General features: G+C 64.4%; 14 protein-coding genes. 8 read left to right on the top strand and 6 right to left on the bottom strand.

All coding sequences use genetic code 11. The features are described from left to right. The first annotated feature begins 358 nt into the window (after positions 1-358). Positions 359-862, top strand: coding sequence for a hypothetical protein (locus IDT60_RS15760; RefSeq protein ID WP_191079761.1), 504 nt, complete (start codon positions 359-361; stop codon positions 860-862). 97 nt (positions 863-959) lie between these two features. Here IDT60_RS15760 and IDT60_RS15755 read toward each other — a convergent pair whose 3' ends face one another. Together IDT60_RS15755 and IDT60_RS15750 are read right to left on the bottom strand one after the other, a co-directional pair. Beyond that, entirely contained in the window at positions 960-2,705 is a 1,746-nt protein-coding gene (locus tag IDT60_RS15755; protein ID WP_191079760.1) for an HNH endonuclease signature motif containing protein, read from the bottom strand. Between the two features lie 245 nt (positions 2,706-2,950). Next, entirely contained in the window at positions 2,951-4,966 is a 2,016-nt protein-coding gene (locus tag IDT60_RS15750) for a beta-galactosidase (protein WP_191079759.1), read from the bottom strand. A 173-nt stretch (positions 4,967-5,139) separates the two neighbouring features. Between IDT60_RS15750 and IDT60_RS15745 the strand changes: the two genes are divergently transcribed. The 5 genes from IDT60_RS15745 to IDT60_RS15725 all read left to right on the top strand — a co-directional run bounded on the left by IDT60_RS15745 (position 5,140) and on the right by IDT60_RS15725 (position 10,348). Continuing rightward, positions 5,140-6,423, top strand: coding sequence for an ABC transporter substrate-binding protein (locus IDT60_RS15745; RefSeq protein WP_191079758.1), 1,284 nt, complete (start codon positions 5,140-5,142; stop codon positions 6,421-6,423). Between the two features lie 45 nt (positions 6,424-6,468). After that, on the top strand, positions 6,469-7,437 hold the full coding sequence (locus tag IDT60_RS15740) for a carbohydrate ABC transporter permease (RefSeq protein ID WP_191079757.1): 969 nt from the start codon (positions 6,469-6,471) through the stop codon (positions 7,435-7,437). Next, positions 7,434-8,351 (top strand): carbohydrate ABC transporter permease, encoded by a 918-nt coding sequence (locus IDT60_RS15735; protein ID WP_191079756.1) that lies wholly within the window; start codon positions 7,434-7,436, stop codon positions 8,349-8,351. Before IDT60_RS15740 ends, IDT60_RS15735 begins: the two co-directional genes overlap by 4 nt. Before the next feature lie 26 nt (positions 8,352-8,377). Further along, a complete protein-coding gene (locus tag IDT60_RS15730) occupies positions 8,378-9,022 on the top strand; it encodes a Poxvirus protein I5 (RefSeq protein ID WP_370590696.1) in 645 nt (214 codons plus the stop codon). A gap of 66 nt (positions 9,023-9,088) precedes the next feature. After that, complete coding sequence (locus tag IDT60_RS15725) at positions 9,089-10,348, top strand: MFS transporter (protein WP_191079754.1); 1,260 nt, start codon at positions 9,089-9,091, stop codon at positions 10,346-10,348. Between the two features lie 114 nt (positions 10,349-10,462). Here the strand turns inward: IDT60_RS15725 and IDT60_RS15720 are convergent, their stop codons facing one another. The 4 genes from IDT60_RS15720 to IDT60_RS15705 form a co-directional block, all read right to left on the bottom strand. Next, positions 10,463-11,665: a Gfo/Idh/MocA family protein gene (locus IDT60_RS15720; protein WP_191079753.1), complete on the bottom strand. Its 1,203-nt coding sequence runs from the start codon at positions 11,663-11,665 to the stop codon at positions 10,463-10,465. 332 nt (positions 11,666-11,997) lie between these two features. After that, positions 11,998-12,156: a hypothetical protein gene (locus tag IDT60_RS15715; protein ID WP_191079752.1), complete on the bottom strand. Its 159-nt coding sequence runs from the start codon at positions 12,154-12,156 to the stop codon at positions 11,998-12,000. Positions 12,157-12,180: 24 nt separating this feature from the next. Then, positions 12,181-13,584, bottom strand: a complete 1,404-nt coding sequence (locus tag IDT60_RS15710) for an FAD-binding oxidoreductase (protein ID WP_223883750.1) — start codon at positions 13,582-13,584, stop codon at positions 12,181-12,183. A gap of 115 nt (positions 13,585-13,699) precedes the next feature. After that, the gene (locus IDT60_RS15705) at positions 13,700-14,740 is read right to left on the bottom strand and encodes a LacI family DNA-binding transcriptional regulator (RefSeq protein ID WP_191079751.1); all 1,041 of its coding nucleotides are present in this window, start codon (positions 14,738-14,740) and stop codon (positions 13,700-13,702) included. A 142-nt stretch (positions 14,741-14,882) separates the two neighbouring features. Here IDT60_RS15705 and IDT60_RS15700 point away from each other — a divergent pair, with 142 nt between their 5' ends. Then, a complete protein-coding gene (locus tag IDT60_RS15700; RefSeq protein WP_191079750.1) occupies positions 14,883-15,230 on the top strand; it encodes an L-rhamnose mutarotase in 348 nt (115 codons plus the stop codon). A gap of 122 nt (positions 15,231-15,352) precedes the next feature. Continuing rightward, positions 15,353-16,519 carry an L-rhamnose isomerase gene (rhaI, locus tag IDT60_RS15695; protein WP_191079749.1) on the top strand — a complete coding sequence of 389 codons (1,167 nt, stop codon included), beginning with the start codon at positions 15,353-15,355 and terminating at the stop codon, positions 16,517-16,519. Positions 16,520-16,522 lie beyond the last annotated feature (3 nt).

The raw sequence follows: 16,522 nt of genomic DNA, 5'->3' as shown, positions 1-16,522 counted from the left end.
GTGGCCATAGACCGGAAGCGGCGCGCGTGATCCACTTGGTGCACGTCACTTCTTTGGGGGAAACATGAAGGCATCCAACCGGCTGAGCAGGCGCGCTGTGGCGCCCGCAACACTTTTAGCGTTAGCGCTCCTGGTGACGGGTTGCGCCGAAGGTGTGCCGGGAGGAGGTGCGACGCCGCAGACGTGGACTCTTTCAGCTCCCGCCGAAACCGGCGTACCTCCAGCCCCCGCGGACGCTTCCTCGCCGTCGGGGCAGGCTTCGGGTGCTCCGGTGCAGGCGATCGCCATTCCTCTGGGTAAGCATGTTGACTATGTCGAGGCCAGGTTGCCGATCAACGGATACTTCGCAATGCCGGGTATGGAAATTACGTATGACGCATCAGAATCCGTGGGCGTGGTCGTGAAGTACGAATGGGACCTGGACGGGGACGGAAGCTACGACCGAACCACTAACGCTCCGGTCCTCAAGCACACCTACGCCGCAGAATTTGAAGGACTTATGATTCTCGGTACCACCGGCATTGCCGGTGGTACCGACACGTTGGAGACACCAGTTCGCGTCAGCACTGCACCGTCGCACCCGCGGCTGGCAGCGCCGTCTAATGTCCGTGTCGAAGTTCTCTCTACGGTGGGGCGGATCAGCGAGGTCAAAGTCAGCTGGGAGTCTGCTGATCCGGCGGTGTACCGGTGGGGAGTGACCATTGACGGCTACCCGGCAGGCGTCGTTGAAGGATCGGCCCGCTCCGTCAACGTGACAGAGGTACATCGCGAAAAGGATGTCCTGATTGAGGTCCTGGGCTTTACGTCCGGCGGTGCCATGGGGGAGCGGGCGGGCCCGGTCCTGGCCGCAGCGGCCGAGTAGTGTTCTGCTCCCGGAATTCCTGGTGATACCGGATTCCCACCGACTGGAGTGATTGTCGTGTGTTCCGGCGGCATGCCACGTAAGCGTGGACGGCTGCTTATTCGCGTTGGGGTGGTGGGGGTGGTTTGAAGTAGTGGTTTTGTTGGGGTTTTTGGGTGGGGTCGATGTGGCGTGGGGGTGTGAACCAGGGGGTGTCGTTGGTGGTGTGGATGGTCCATTGTTCTTTGTGGATGAGGTGGTGGTGGTGTGAGCAGAGGAGGACGCCGTTGGTGGTGCTGGTGGGGCCGTTGTGTGACCAGTAGGTGATGTGGTGGGCTTCGCACCAGGGTGCGGGGATGGTGCAGTTGGGGAAGGTACAGCCTTGGTCGCGGGCGGTGAGGGCGAGGCGTTGGGCGGGGGTGAAGAGGCGGGTTTTGCGGCCGAGGTCCAGGATTTCGCCGTGGGTGCCCAGGAGGGTGGGGATGATGTCGGCGTGGCAGGCGAGTTTGCGGATGGTGGCGGCCGCGGCGGGTCCGGTGAAGATGAAACTGCCTGTGCCTGTGCCTGTACCTGCACCTGTATTTGCGACTGTGTCCGTGTCGGCGCTGGCCGGACCGGTGTCGGTGCCGGTTTCCGGGGCTGGGAGGTGGGGGAGGAGGTCCTGGTAGTTGATGGTGGCGATGATTTGGGGGCGGTTCCCGCCGGCGGTGGGGAGTTTGTTGGTGGTGAGGGCTGCTTTGAAGGCGGTGATGATGCCGTCGAGTTGTTTTTGGGGCCGGGTGCGCCGGTCCAGGTCCACGTTATTGTCCTGCCACACGCCGGTGTTCTGCCGCGCGCCCTGCCCGGTCCCGTCGCTGTTGTCCGTGCCGGCGCTGCCGGTGTTGCTGTCCGTGTCTGGGCTGGTGGTGGGGTGGGTGCGGGGGTTGGTGGCGGCGTTCATGATGGTGGCGAAGTGTTCGTATTGGTCGGTGGTGGCGAAGATTTCGAGGTGGTGCAGGCCGTGGCGGGGTTTGCGGATGAACGCGCCTTGGGTGTGGCGGAGGGCTTCTTCGGTGGGTTCGGTGCCGTCGGCGTCGAGGGTGTCGGCCCAGCGGCGGGCGAGGCGGGCGAGGAAGTCGGGGTCGGTGGTCGCGGCGGCGCGGGTCAGGTCGTGTTCGATCCGGTCCAGGGTTTCGGCGGTGGTGTGGTGTGTGAGGCGGTCCAGGGTGGCGCTGATGATTGTCCCGGCCTGGGAGGACATCACGGGCCCGGCTGCTGCCGGGAGCTCAAGGGGGTTCAGGGTTTCGGTGCCGGGGTCTGTCGTGTCGCTGGTGGGGGTGAGGGCTGCGGCGAGGTGTTCGCGGGCCGGTGGGAGGGTGTCGCCGGTGAGGGTGGTTTCGGGGAGGATGGCGTGGGCGAGGTGGAGGCGGCGTTTGGCTTCGCTGCCACCGATCCGCAGCCGTAGACGGAGGAATTCGGCGGTGTTTTTGCAGCCGTCGTCCGCCGGTGACCCGGACGCAGGAGCAGGAGTGCCTGCGCCGGCGGGCCAGGCTGCGTCGGTTTCGGTGACGGTTTCGATGCCGGTGCTGTCCCAGCCGGTGGTCCAGGACCTGACCGCCCGGGTGGCAGCGGCGTCGGCGATGGCTTGGGTGCGGGTGCGGTCCACGGCCCCGGCGGAGAGGATCTGGAGGTACTCCACGGTCCGGGAGAGTTCTTCGGTGAGGCCGGCGTAATCGGCGGCCTCCAGATAGGAGGCCATGGCCAGGTGGGCCGGGGCGGCGGCGGCAGCGGCGCGGACGACGCCGATCGCCGCCGCCAGACTCGCAGGCGCAGCCACGGCAGAAACGCTGCCGTTCCCCGCGAGTTGCTCCGTCAAAGCCTCCATGGGAATACTCTGCCGTGAGGCACTGACATTATTGCCGGCGTCGCATTCCGCCTCGGGAACACTCGTCAGCTGTGGTGGCGGCGCGCAATTGCACAGCGGAACGGCTGCCGTTCCCCGTGAGTTGCTCCGTCAAAGCCTCCATGGGAATACTCTGCCGTGAGGCACTGACATTTAGGCCGGCGTCGGGCATTCCTTCTGGAAGGGGGACCGGAGAGCGTTCGGAAGCCCCCCGGTAACCCTCCGAATCAGTCCTCCGCGATCACCGCAACTGAGCCGGCCTCAACCGTCCCCGCGAACGCCGAACCGGTCAGCAGGTCAATACCCACAGCCTCAACGGCGGCAGCGGACCGGGTGTGGTTGATGGCAAACAGATAGCTCCCGCCCGAGTCGGCGCGGCGGCGCACGAGCTCCACCCCGGCGTCGGCCGCAGCAGCGGGGGCAACTCCGGATTCGGCCAGCAGCCGGTCCACGAGCGCCTCGATGCCGTCATGGTCCGGGAACGTCGCCAAGTACCAGGCAGTACCGGAACCGGCAGCATGGCGGGTCAGGGAAGGCACGCCCTCCAAGGGATATTCAGCAAAATTCTGCACGGCCTCGGCCCCGGCAAGATGGACGTGCTCACTCCAGATGCTGGACACGCCGCCGTCGCTCAACTTCAGCTGGCTACCGGCCAACAGCGGATGGAATTCCTCCACCCGAATGCCCAGCAGGTCCCGGAAGGCACCCGGGTAGCCGCCGAGCCGGACATGGTCGTTCTGGTCCACGATTCCGCTGAAGTACGTCACCAGCACTGTCGCGCCGCCGGACGCAGCAGCCGCGATGTTGGAGGCGTCGGCATCGGACACCGCGTACAGCGTGCATACCAGCACCAGGTCGTATGCCTCAAGCGGGGCTGAAGGATGCACCATATCCACGGATACGCCCCGCAGGAACAGCGACCGGTGGAAGGCCCGCAGCAGGTCCAGGTATCGGACGTCTTCGCTCGGCTTTGAATCGATTTCGCTTGCCCACCAGGCCTCGTAGTCGAACACGATCGCCACGCGCGATTCCACTCGGGATCCGCGGACCGGCGCAAGCCGCTTCAGGGCGGCGCCGAGTCCCACTACCTCGCGCCACACCCGCGTGTCCCGGCCGCCGTGGGGCACCATCGCCGAGTGGAATTTCTCGGACCCGGCGAAGCTTTGCCGCCACTGGAAGAACATCACGGCGTCTGCGCCGCGGGCCACGTGCGCCAGCGAATTGCGCAGCATCTCGCCCGGCAGTTTGGGCTGGTTGCGCGGCTGCCAGTTGACGGCCGACGTCGAATGTTCCATCAGGATCCACGGGTCCCCGCCCGCAATTCCCCGGGTGAGATCCGCGCTGAATGCCAGTTCGATGTGCCGTTCGGGATCCGCCGCCACGAGGTAGTGGTCGTTGGCGATAACGTCCAGATCCTTCGCCCAATCGAAGTAGTCCAGAGCTTTGGTGGCGCTGGAGGCCATGAGGTTGGTGGTAGCCGGAATGCCGGGGGTGACCTCCCGCAGGACCGCCACCAGTTCCCGGTAATAGTCCATCAGGGCCCACGAGTTGAACCGCTGGAAGTCCAGTTGCTGGCCCGGATTGAGTGTTGAAGGCGCGACGCCCGGCGGCAGAATCTCTTCAAAGGAACCGTAGTTCTGGGACCAGAACGCCGTTCCCCACGCTGAGTTGAGGGCATCGATGCTGCCGTATCGCCGCTCCAGCCACGCCCGGAAGGCCGCCGCGTCCTCGGCTCCGTAGAACTCGGAAACGTGGCAGCCCAGTTCGTTGTCCACATGCCAGAGCGCCAGAGCGGGGTGGTTTTTGTACCGCTCGGCGATGACGCGGGTAATGCCGCTGGCGTACCGGCGGTAAACGGCCGACGACGGCGTGTAGTGCCGCCGTGAGCCCGGTCCCAGCACGCTCCCGTCAGCCGTGACGGGGAGGATTTCCGGGTGCCTGCGGACCAGCCACGCCGGTGGTGCCGCCGTTGCCGTAGCCAGGGCCACCTTGATTCCGTGGGCGGCCAGGTTGTCCATTACCTCGTCCAGCCAGCCGAAGTTGTACTGGCCTTCGGAGGGTTCCAACAGAGCCCAGGAGAAAATCCCGACGCTCAGGAACGTGACGCCGGCTTCCTTCATCAGCTCGAGGTCTTCGAGCCGGACGTTGACCGGCCACTGCTCCGGGTTGTAATCGCCGCCGTAAGCGATCCCTTCCACGTTGCTCCAGATACTGGCGGGGACGGAATTGCCTTGCCTGGTCATGGGACTCCTTGGTCTGCGGGATGGACTAAACGTATCGCAATAACGGCCCTGGGAAAACGCTTGCCCAATCCGGGGAATGCCCGTATTGTATCGATTCAGAAAGCGTGTAAGCCAGCTCACAACCTGCAGTTGCCGGAGCGAATGGTTTGCACAACCCGAGCAAGGAGGCTCTTATGATCAGCAGGAGAAGTTTCATCACCACGGTAGCGATCGGTTCGGCATCGGCCGCGGCTCTGGCGGCCTGCGGCTCACCCGCAGCGAGCCAGACGGGCTCTGCGGAGAACCCCGTCACCATCAACTACACCTGGTGGGGCAACGACGACCGCGCCGAGCGAACCCGCAAGGCGATTGCCCTCTTCGAGGGGAAAAACCCGGACATCAAGGTCAACGGCAACTTCACTGACTTTGCCGGCTACTGGCAGAAGCGCGCCACGGAGGCTGCCGGCGGCGGCCTGCCGGACGTGATGCAGTGGGACCTGTCCTACCTCCGGGACTACGGCCAGCGCAACCAGCTCCTGGATCTCGGCACCGTCAAGATCAACACGGACGCCTTCGAGAAGTCCCTTCTGCCGTCCGGCCAGATCAAGGGCAAGACCTACGGCATCCCCACCAGCACCAACGCGTTTGCCGTCTATTACGATCCCGCCAAGCTGGCCTCCCTGGGCATCACAGAGCCGACCGGCAAGTGGACCTACAAGGACTACAACGCGTTCCTCGCCGAGGTGGGGGCCAAGGGAAACGGTGCACTGTTCGGCGCCACGGATTACACCTCCGTCTGGTGGATGTTCAACATCTGGCTGCGCCAGAACAACATCGAGGCCTTCACCGAGGACGGCAAGCTCGGCTTCACCAAGGATGACCTCAAGAAGTGGTGGAACGTCACCGCCGAGCTCCGCGGCACCCCTGCGATCGTCTCCGAAGAACGCGTCACCCAGCTTGCTCCCAAGTCGCCGTTCGGCTCAAACGTCACCGGCTCGGAAGTCACGTGGGACAACTTCATGGCCAGTTACCTCGGTGACAGCGGCGCCAAGGAGCTCAAGCTCGTCCCGGTTCCGTCGGACGACGCGGACAACCTGGGCCTGTTCCTGAAGCCTTCCATGCTGATGGTGGCCAGCGCCAAGACCAAGTACAAGGACGCTGCTGCCCGGTTCATCGATTTTATGGTCAACGATCCCGAGGTGGGTCAGATCTTCAAGACCTCCCGCGGGGTTCCCGCATCCAAAACGCAGCGGGACGGCACCACTTTCGAAGGGACCGACAAGCTGGTTGTTGACTACGAGAAGTCCATCGAGCAGTACCTCAAGGATGCCCCCGAGCCGCCCATCGTCGGTTTCGGCACTCTCGAGTCGTCGTTCAAGCGCGTCGCCTCCGATCTGAACTACGGCAAGCTGACCGTGGACGGTGCAGCAGACGCCTGGTTCAAGGAAGCTGAAGACCTCATCAAGCAGAACGCCTGAGCAGCGTATTGCCTGCCCGACGCTCATAACTGACGGACTGAAATCGTGACTCAAAGCCCAACCCTGAGCAGGCGCCCGCCGCGCTCCGCTCCTTCGCAGCCCCGCACATCGCGCCGGCCCACGTCCAAGCGGAGCGGGGCGGACGCCCGCGCCGGCTACACCTTCCTCTTGCCCTGGTTGCTGGGATTCATCGCCCTGACCGTGGGCCCGATGATTTCCTCGCTGTACCTGTCCTTCACCAACTACAACCTCTTTGACGCCCCCAAATGGATCGGGCTGGATAACTACGTCACCATGTTCCAGGACGAGCGGTTCCTGCAGTCCGTGGGCGTAACCGTGGGCTACGTGGTGTTCGGTACCCCACTCAAGCTCGCGGCGGCACTGGCGGTGGCGATGCTGCTGAACAGTGCACGCAAGGGACAGGGTTTCTACCGCTCGGCGTTCTACGCACCGTCCCTGATTGGAGCGTCGGTCTCGATCGCGATCGTGTGGAAGGCGATGTTCGGCGATGCCGGCCCGGTGGACCAGGGCCTGTCCTTCTTCGGCATCAACCTCGGCGGCTGGGTGGGCAACCCGTCCATGACCATGGCCATGTTCATCCTGCTGACCGTCTGGCAGTTCGGTGCGCCGATGGTGATCTTCCTCGCCGGCCTCAAGCAGATCCCGGCGGACCTCTACGAGGCGGCGTCGATGGACGGCGCCGGCCCTGTGCGGAAGTTTTTCAACATCACCTGGCCCATGCTCTCCCCGGTTGTTTTCTTCAACCTGCTGATGGAAACCATCCACGCGTTCCAGATCTTCAGCTCGGCCTATATCATCTCCAACGGTGAAGGCGGCCCGGCCGGTTCCACCCTCTTTTACACGCTCTACCTGTACCTGCGCGGCTTCTCCGATTTCCGGATGGGCTACGCCTCGGCGATGGCCTGGCTCCTGGTGGTCGTGGTCGGCGTTATCACCCTCATCTTCTTCAAAACCTCCAAGTCCTGGGTCCACTACAGCGGTGATTCTAAATGACAACTTTGGCAACCCCCACCCAGTCCATCCCGGACGACCAGGTGCCGCACTACAACCCCAAATCCGAGTCGGCCACGGCCAAGCGGGTCAAGAACACCATCTTCCACATCGTGGCCCTCGCGCTCACCGCAGTCGTCTTGTACCCGGCATTGTGGATGGTTGCCTCAGCCTTCAAACCCAACGCCGAGATCGGTGGCGCGAACACGTCGCTGTGGTCCAACAACTTCAGCTTCGATAACTTCGTGACGGCCATGGACGGGATCGGCGGGGTCTCCACCCTGCAGTTCTTCACCAACTCCCTGGTCCTGGCCATCGGTGCCGTCGTCGGCACCATCCTCTCCGCGTCCGTCTCGGCCTACGCCTTCGCCCGGATCAAGTTTCCTGGCCGCAGCATCTTCTTCGGGATGATGATCGCCACCCTGCTCCTGCCCTTCCACGTGGTGATCATCCCGCAGTACATCGTCTTCAACCAGCTGGGCCTCGTGGACACCTACGTTCCGCTGCTGATCGGCAAGTTCCTCGCCGCTGACGCGTTCTTTGTGTTCCTCATGGTCCAGTTCATGCGCAACCTCCCGGCAGAACTGGACGAAGCGGCAAGGATCGACGGCGCCGGCCACGTCCGGATCTTCACCGCCATCATGCTCCCGCTGATGAAACCGGCCCTGATCTCCACCTCGATCTTCTCCTTCATCTGGAGCTGGAACGACTTCCTGGGCCCCCTGCTCTACCTGAACACCCCGGAAAAGTACCCGCTGCCCCTGGCGCTGCGCCTCTTCGTGGACCAGACCCAATCCTCGGACTACGGTGCCATGATCGCCATGTCCGTCCTGGCGCTGCTCCCGGTGCTGATCTTCTTCCTCGTCTTCCAGCGCTACATCGTTGAAGGCGTCTCCACCCAGGGCCTCAAGGGCTGACGGCAACGGAAATCGGATACAGAAAAATGAGCATCATGGACAGCACCAGAGCCGACTCCGACCGGAGTGATCCCATCCCGGTGAACCGCTTCGCACTCTTTTCCGAGACCCTCCTCGCCGGGCTGCTGGTGCTGGTGCTGTCCGTTCCGCTGGTTACGATCCCTGCCGCGTATGCGGCGGGGATCGCCCACCTGGAACGGCATCTTTCGGGACGCGACGATTCCGTCCGTTCCCTGTGGACCACCTTCCGCGCTGCTCTCCCCGGCAGTTGGAAGCTGGGAATCACGACGGCGGGAGCCGCCGTCGTGATTGTCCTTAACCTGTTGCTCGCAACAGTGGGGCAGCTGCCGGGCAGTGCGGTGGTCCTTCCGGCCACGCTGGTCCTGGCAGTGGCCGGCGCGATCCTGCTCCTGCGCACTGCAGCTGCCTGGCCTGACGGTCGCGATTCCGCCGTTCCCGGCGGGGGATCCGCTGCGCCGGGAGCATGGCACTCGGCCATTAGTACCGCTAAAGCGTTGACGCTGCGTGACTGGACGGGCTCGCTCCTTCTTGCCGCGGCGCTGTTCGCGTCCGTGGTCTTTGTCTGGATGCTCGCAGCCCTGTTTGTGGTGGTTCCGGGCACGCTGATCCTGGCGGCGGCTGCGGTCAAAATGCGGTCCGCCCGCGCTTAGGAACTTGTTCTCTCCGTCTCCAACCTCTTACGAGACCTTTCCATCACTAGCGAGTTGAGCCCAGTCGTGTCTTCCGACCGCCCGCAGTCCGCAGAATCCCTTCGTTCACCTCAGCCACCGGTCCGGTGGTACCACCCGCTGACGCAGCATAACTACCGCTTGTTCCTGGGCATGACACTGGCCGGCAGCATGGGCGTGTGGATGCAGCGGCTGGCCCAGGACTGGCTGGTGCTCCAACTCACCGGCAGTCCTGCGGCGGTGGGTATCGCCGTCGCTCTGCAGTTCCTCCCCATGCTGATCGTCGGCCCGCTCAGCGGCCTGCTGGTGGATATCTTCCCCAAGCGCAGCATCATGATGGTCTGCCAGTCGGTGATCGCGCTTCTGGCCATCGGCCTGGCGGCCTGGGCGGCCAGCGGCAACATCACGGTCTGGGCCGTGTACGGAAGCTGCGTGGCGCTGGGCGTGACGTCGGCCATCGATGGGCCGGCCCGCCAGGTGTTCGTCAACGAGGTGGTGGGCGACGCCGGGCTGAGGCCCGCGATCGGCGTCAACAATGCTATCGGCCAGTTCGGTGCCATGCTGGGGCCGGCACTGGGCGGGGTGGTCATCGCGCAGGCGGGATCTGCCGCCGCCTTCGCCGCCAACGCCGTCCTTTCGCTGCTGGTGCTGGGCATGATCGCCGCCGTCCGCCCGGCGCTCCTGCACGCCAGCGCCCCGGCATCGCGCGGACGCGGTCAGCTGCTGGCGGGGTTCCGGTACGTCCGTGAGCGGCCATCGCTGCTCCTGATCATTACTTTGGCCGGGCTGCTGGGGGCATTTGGCATGAACGGGCCGGTGGTCCTGGCAGCTTTCGCCGAACGGGTGTGGCACAACGGAGCCGCCGGGTTCGGGCTTTTCAATACGGTGAGCGCTGCCGGCGCTCTTGCCGGCGCACTCCTGGCTGCCCGGTTGAAGACCCTTGGCCGCAAGGGAATCGTCGCCGCCGCCGGCCTTTTTGGGCTCTCGCAGCTGATCGCCGCACTGATGCCCACGCTGGTTCTTTTCATCGTGATGCTCGTCGTGGTGGGCCTGACGACCCTGCTTTTCCTGACCAGCGCAGCAACGGCCGTGCAGTTGGAGGCGGGCCCCGAGGTCCGGGGGAGGGTGATGGCGCTCTACCTGCCGCTGCTTCTGGGCGGGCATGCCCTCGGCGGGCTGCTGGCCGGCTGGCTGACCGAGGAGTTCGGCGTGCGGACCGGCCTGGTTGTCACCGGTGCGCTGGCCATGGTGTCCGCGGCCGCTGTCGGTCTCTTGCTGTGGCTGAATGCCAGGCCTAAGGGGCGCTAAACCGCTGAGCCTTGATTGCAGGGAAGGTCCAGATCCGCGGCTCCGTGACCGGACTGTCTGCCGCATAGACCGGCCGGTCCCTTGTTCCCGGGGAAGCTTAGCTTGAGGGCGTCATTAAGAGTGGTTCGCCCAAGGCAGCCCCAGTTCGCTGAACGTTGCGTGTCCTGTGGCTGCCCGTTCCAGGGCGTCTTCGATCCCTACCACCACGGCGTTCGCCTGGCCGCCGACGCCCTCCCAGCGGATGTACTCCGGCGCGATGCGGGTGGGTGCAGGCGCTGTTCGGATCGCTTCGAGGACCAGCATAAAGGCGCCGCTGTCCGCGATAGGGCTGATCAGTTTGGCGTCCCCTCCACGGTGCGCGATCAGGTTCTCGGTGAGATCGTCCCTGCCAAAAGTGGTTTCTGACTGCCCTTCTGCCGTTGTCACGACGAGGCGGTCCTCGGTGTAGTGGAAAACTGCCGTGCCTGCTGAGCCCTGCAGGGTCACGTAGGGTTCCACTGATTCGCTGGCGCAGATGGTCAGGGCGCAGGTGATGGGCAGCCCCGTAGCGGTGCGGATCCGGACTACGGACGTGTCATCTGATTCGATGTCGTTGGCGCGGTAGAGATCGGTTTCCACAGAGGCGACATCAGCTTTGGTGCGCGCCCCCGCAATCCGCAGGGCCGTTGCCACCGCATGGGCCAGCGGGTTGGTGGCGACGCCGTCCACCACATCGATGCCGTCAATACTGCGCTTCCCCGCCCACCGGGAGCGCGTGTAGTACGCGCGGGGACGAACCCAGCGACCGGTCGCGGAGATGCCCTCAAGGATGCCGATGGTTCCGTCAGCGACGAGCTCCCCGATGGCGGCCAGGGCATGCGATCCAAGGCTCTGGAAACCGATCTGCACTGCCCGCCCGGAGGCCGCGGCAGCATCAAGCAGTGCGTCGAAATCCGCCAGTGAAGCAACGGGAGGCTTCTCCAGATAGAGGTCGGCCGAGGTTTCCAGGACCGCGAGGCCCAGTGGCGCGTGGGTCTGGATGGGCGTGGCCACAATAATGACGTCAAGGTCCGGTGTGTCCGTCAGGAGTTCAGCCAGTCCAGGGAAGGCCGCGGCGGTCTCCGGAACGGACCCCGGTTCCGGTGGCTGCGGATCAGCCACTGCCACGAGGTCGACGACGCCGGCCTCCTGCAATCGTTCAAGGTTCCGCAGGTGGTGAGTACCGAAGCCGTGGACGCCTACCAGCGCCACCCTCGCCGGCGTCGTTGGCCTGCCGGTCAGCGCAGCGGCGGGCTGTGCCTGGACTGGTGACGGCGTTGCGGGCGATGACGTTCCCATGGTGCTCCATTCCTGCCCAGAAGGGCGCAAGGGGCTTGCTTCCCAATCGCTGGGCAAGCGCTTTCCCGCATCCAGTGTGCAGCAAAGCCAGGGCGGTCGTCCAGTGTGTCTTGCAGGCTGCCCCGCGCCACCGGTCCACCCCGCTTGCCGTAGCCCGCATGACCGGTGCTCGCCCGCATGGCCGGCCCTCACCCGCATGACCGGTGCTGCCCCACCCCGTTTGAGCGGGGCAGGGCCGCTGACGTTTCCGGGCGGAGGCGGAATCTGTGCCCCGATCTGTGTAGGGGGAGGCGCGCGACGGGCCGGTTGCGCGCAGGCTTGTTGCCCGCCGGCTACCCGCCGAGCGGGGCTGCCCAGTTGCCGTTGCGGCCGCTGCCGCCCGTCTTGTACTTGCCGCAGCGTGCGCATTGCCGGTACCGGCCGCCGTCGACCGTGGTTTCAACGTGCCAATCGTGACGCACGTTCTTTTTGCAGAGCAGCATCTTGAGCACGACGTTCTCCGATCCGTAAGGACCTTAGTCGGGCTTGATGTTCTGGTTGAGGCGGAAGAAGTTCGTGGGATCGTACTTGCGCTTGAGGGTCTTGAGCCTGTCGTACTTGGCGGCACCGTACGCCTGCCTGACGCGCTCCTCACCCTCTTCCATAAGGAAATTCACGTAGACGCCGGTGTGATGGGGTGCCAGCGCCGACCAATAGTCCCGGGCCCACTGCCGCTCAGCATCGAAACCATCGGCGGTCTTGCTGTTGCCGTTGATGTTGAAGGTAAACCCTGCCTGGCGTCCGTTGAACGCGGTGGCATCGTTGCCAACCCGACCCACGGCACCGCCCAGCTGCCACATGGCCACGCTGGTGACGGGCGAGGTGATGCGCAGCCCGTATTCGGTGGCGATGTCAATGACGTCGTCGCTGAGGCCCGCGACATCGCAGGACCTGACGTAATACGACCAGCCGTGCGGGAACGAGGGATCGAACATCTTCTGGTGCTCCAGGAACGGCTTCGGCCGGCAAAGATCGAGTACGGGGGACCCGAATTCCTTCAGCGGGCGCATGACCCGTTCGCCGTCATCAACCGATCCGGAATAGCATCCGACGATTGCGATAACGCGCTTGCCCACCAGTTCGGGCGGAACGGTCGGCAGCGCCGGTGCCTTCCGTTGGATCGCGGCGGTCATAAGCTCATCAGGGCAGTCTGCGATCCAGTCACGATAGAAGCGCAACACCTCCGGGGCGTCTTCCATGGCCCAAAACACCGGCCCGGCCATCACCTGGGGACCCACAGGGACAAGCCGGAACTCGAACTCGGTGACGATGCCGAAGTTCCCGCCCCCGCCCCGCACGCCCCAGAAGAGGTCGGCGTTGTGATGCTCGCTGGCCGTGACCAGCTCGCCGTCCGCGGTGACAAGATCAACGGACACCAACTGGTCGATGGTGAGTCCGTGCTTGCGCATGATCCAGCCGATGCCGCCGCCCAGGGTCAGGCCTGCCACGCCGGTATGGGTGACTATTCCCGAGGGAACGGCCAGCCCGAACTCCTGCGTCTCGCGATCAAGCTCTCCAAGCAGAACACCGGCCTGGACGCGCGCCATCCGCGCCTCGGGATCCACACGAATCCCCTTCATCAGGCCCAGGTCGATCACCAGGCCGTCGTCGCAGACGGACAGTCCCGGGAAGCTGTGACCGCCCGCGCGGACGGCGGTCCGCAGGCCCTGGGAACGTGCCAGCCGCAGGGCGGCGCGAACGTCTGCGACGCCGGCGCAGCGGGCTATCACGGCGGGTCGGCGATCAATCGACCCGTTCCACACCTTGCGGTGATCGTTGTACCCGGCATCATCCGGGCGGAGGATTTCGCCTCGAAAGGACCTCTGCAGTTCGTCGACGGCAGTGCCGTCGATCTCCACGCTTTGTGTCACTGGAATCACGGACCTCTCGCTCCTTCCAGCAGAGTCCCACAACGCTGTAGGCCTGACAAGAGGAAACTGGAGCCGTGCGGCGGGACGCGGAAAGGCGGGAAAAGCTGAGGCTGAAGAGGGCTCCCTACCGGGTGTCGGCGGCTGCTGTTATTTTGGCCCCGCCAGTGCTCTGGCGCACCACCAGTTCGGGGGTGAAAATGACGGCCCTGTGTTTGGGCTGGTCGGATTCGAGTTCCTCAGCCAGCAGTTCAATGGCCGTGCGTCCCAACGCTTCGGTGGGCTGGCGGATGGAGGAGAGCGGTACGACCGCGGAAACTGCGAAGTCGATGTCGTCGTAGCCGATCAGGGCGACGTCTTCGGGAATCCTTAGCCGGTGGGTCATGGCGAGTGATTGCATGACTCCAAGGGCCAGGAGGTCATTGGCGCAGAAGATGCCGTCCGGGAGGTCCTCAAGCCCACGTTCCACCAGCGTGTTTCCCACGCTCCGTCCGGCCAGGACGGTCTGTCCGTCGGAATCGAGGACTTCCAGCGTGGCATCGTGTTCCTCTTTCATGGCGCGCTCCGCGCCCTGAAGACGGTCGGCAATCTGGCGGATGGACGCCGGGCCGCCAACAAAGGCGAGCCGACGGCGGCCGGTATCCAGCAGGTGCCGGGCAGCGAGGTAACCGCCGGCGTCGTCGTCCACTGAAACCGAACTGTACTTTTTCTCATCGGCGAGCCGGTCCACCAGGACGGTTGGGACGCCGCGCTCCCGGAGCTGGTCGATGCGGGCAGTCACGTCTCCGACCGGGGAGATCAGGAGACCCTGTACCCGCTGTTCCTGGAAAAGGTCGATGTAGTTGGATTCGCGTCCCGCGTTGTGGCCGCTGTCGCCGAGCAAAACGGCACTGCCCTGGAGGGCGGCGGCGTCCTCTGCGGCGCGCACCACCGAGGTGAAAAACGGGTTTCCGACATCGAGCACGATCAGCCCGATAGTCCTGCTGTGGCCGGCACGCAGCTGGCGGGCAGCATCGTTGCGGACAAAACCCAGCTCATCGATGGCCCGCTGCACCCGTTCTTTGGTCCGGGGCGACACCCTGTCCGGGTAGTTCAGGACGTTGGACACCGTGCCGACAGCCACGCCGGCCTGGTTGGCGACGTCCTTGATGCTGGCTGAGCGATTCATGGTCCTCCGTACCTCTTGGCCTGCATTGCTTCCTGCTCCAAGACTACGGCCGAAAAATTGCTTGACACCCTCTGGCCCCACGGGTACTTTGAATCGTAACAATGAAACGATTCAAATACGCGAAACTTCACGAGGGGTCCAGATGAGGGTGTGTTTCCGAGCTTCGGTTATGCCGCAGGAGATCGATGAATACCGACGGCGGCACGCAGCCGTGTGGCCGGACATGCTGCAGGCGCTGGAAAGTGCCGGCTGGCACAACTACTCGCTTTTCCTCGGTGAGGACGGGCTCCTCGTTGGCTATCTCGAATGCGACGACTTCGACGCAGTCCGGGCCCGGATGGCGTTGACCGAAGTGAACGCCCGGTGGCAGACGGAAATGGCAGCACTTTTCGACAATCCGGACCAGGCACCCGACGAAGGGTTCCGCGTCCTTGAAGAAGTCTTCAACCTTGATGACCAGCTGGCGGCGGCGGAGTCCACCGCACGCTGAATTCACCGGCACCCGCGGCAGGGCCGCAATACCTTGCAGCACACGCAGGCAGCAGTTACAGACCACAGCTTCTTAACCACAGCGGTTATCGACCGCAGAACCACAGACTGAAAGAACACATCATGAATGACGTAGCAACGGCGCTGGGCAGGCTCGGGGAGCTTGCCATCGAGGTCCCTTCGTGGGCGTATGGAAATTCAGGCACTCGGTTTAAGGTGTTTGGCACGCCGGGCACCCCCCGAACGGTGCAGGAGAAGATCGCGGACGCGGCCAAGGTCCATGAGCTGACCGGGTTGGCCCCCACCGTGGCCCTGCACATTCCGTGGGACAGGGTGGATGACTACGCGGCCCTGAAGGACTACGCGGCGGGCCTCGGCGTCGGTTTGGGCACCATCAACTCCAACACGTTCCAGGATGACGAGTACAAGTTCGGCTCGCTGACGTCCTCGAATGAGGCTGTGCGGCGCCGGGCCATCGCGCATCACCTGGACTGCATTGAGATTATGCACGCTACCGGTTCGAAGGATCTGAAGATCTGGCTGGCGGACGGCACTAACTACCCGGGCCAGGACGATATGCGTGGACGGCAGGACCGTTTGGCTGAGTCGCTGCAGGAGATCTACGCGGGCCTGGGCGAGGACCATCGTCTGGTGTTGGAGTACAAGTTCTTCGAGCCGGCTTTCTATCACACCGATGTTCCGGACTGGGGTACGTCCTACGCGCAGACGCTGGCGCTGGGTGAGAAGGCGTTTGTGTGCCTGGACACCGGCCACCACGCGCCGGGCACCAACATCGAGTTCATCGTGATGCAGCTGCTGCGCCTGGGCAAGCTGGGCTCTTTTGATTTCAATTCCCGTTTCTACGCGGACGATGACCTGATTGTGGGTGCGGCGGATCCGTTCCAGCTGTTCCGCATCATGTACGAGGTCATCCGCGGCGGAGGCTTCGGGAAGGAATCCGGTGTGGCGCTCATGCTGGATCAGTGCCACAACCTGGAGGAGAAGATTCCGGGCCAGATCCGGTCGGTCCTGAACGTCCAGGAAATGACGGCCCGGGCCATGCTGGTGGACACCACTGCATTGGGTGAGGCGCAGCGTGCCGGCGATGTCCTGGCCGCGAACGGCATCTTCAACGATGCCTTCTACACAGACGTCCGGCCCCTCCTGGCCGACTGGCGTGAAGAGCGCGGCCTGCCCGCGGACCCGATGGCCGCGTTCAAGGCCAGCGGTTACCAGAAACAGATCAACGAGGACCGCGCAGGCGGCCAGCAAGCCGGATGGGGCGCCTAAGAG

The organism is Pseudarthrobacter sp. BIM B-2242, assembly GCF_014764445.1.
Lineage (GTDB): Bacteria > Actinomycetota > Actinomycetes > Actinomycetales > Micrococcaceae > Arthrobacter > Arthrobacter luteus_A.
This window is presented reverse-complemented; position numbering and strand designations above follow the sequence as displayed.

What these genes read in the sequence shown, in the direction of transcription:
- IDT60_RS15760 (WP_191079761.1), top strand. Translation starts at nt 359, where the DNA reads ATGGAAATTACGTATGACGCATCAGAATCCGTGGGCGTGGTCGTGAAG.
- IDT60_RS15755 (WP_191079760.1), bottom strand. Translation starts at nt 2,705, where the DNA reads ATGGAGGCTTTGACGGAGCAACTCGCGGGGAACGGCAGCGTTTCTGCC.
- IDT60_RS15750 (WP_191079759.1), bottom strand. Translation starts at nt 4,966, where the DNA reads ATGACCAGGCAAGGCAATTCCGTCCCCGCCAGTATCTGGAGCAACGTG.
- IDT60_RS15745 (WP_191079758.1), top strand. Translation starts at nt 5,140, where the DNA reads ATGATCAGCAGGAGAAGTTTCATCACCACGGTAGCGATCGGTTCGGCA.
- IDT60_RS15735 (WP_191079756.1), top strand. Translation starts at nt 7,434, where the DNA reads ATGACAACTTTGGCAACCCCCACCCAGTCCATCCCGGACGACCAGGTG.
- IDT60_RS15730 (WP_370590696.1), top strand. Translation starts at nt 8,378, where the DNA reads ATGAGCATCATGGACAGCACCAGAGCCGACTCCGACCGGAGTGATCCC.
- IDT60_RS15720 (WP_191079753.1), bottom strand. Translation starts at nt 11,665, where the DNA reads ATGGGAACGTCATCGCCCGCAACGCCGTCACCAGTCCAGGCACAGCCC.
- IDT60_RS15705 (WP_191079751.1), bottom strand. Translation starts at nt 14,740, where the DNA reads ATGAATCGCTCAGCCAGCATCAAGGACGTCGCCAACCAGGCCGGCGTG.
- IDT60_RS15700 (WP_191079750.1), top strand. Translation starts at nt 14,883, where the DNA reads ATGAGGGTGTGTTTCCGAGCTTCGGTTATGCCGCAGGAGATCGATGAA.
- rhaI (WP_191079749.1), top strand. Translation starts at nt 15,353, where the DNA reads ATGAATGACGTAGCAACGGCGCTGGGCAGGCTCGGGGAGCTTGCCATC.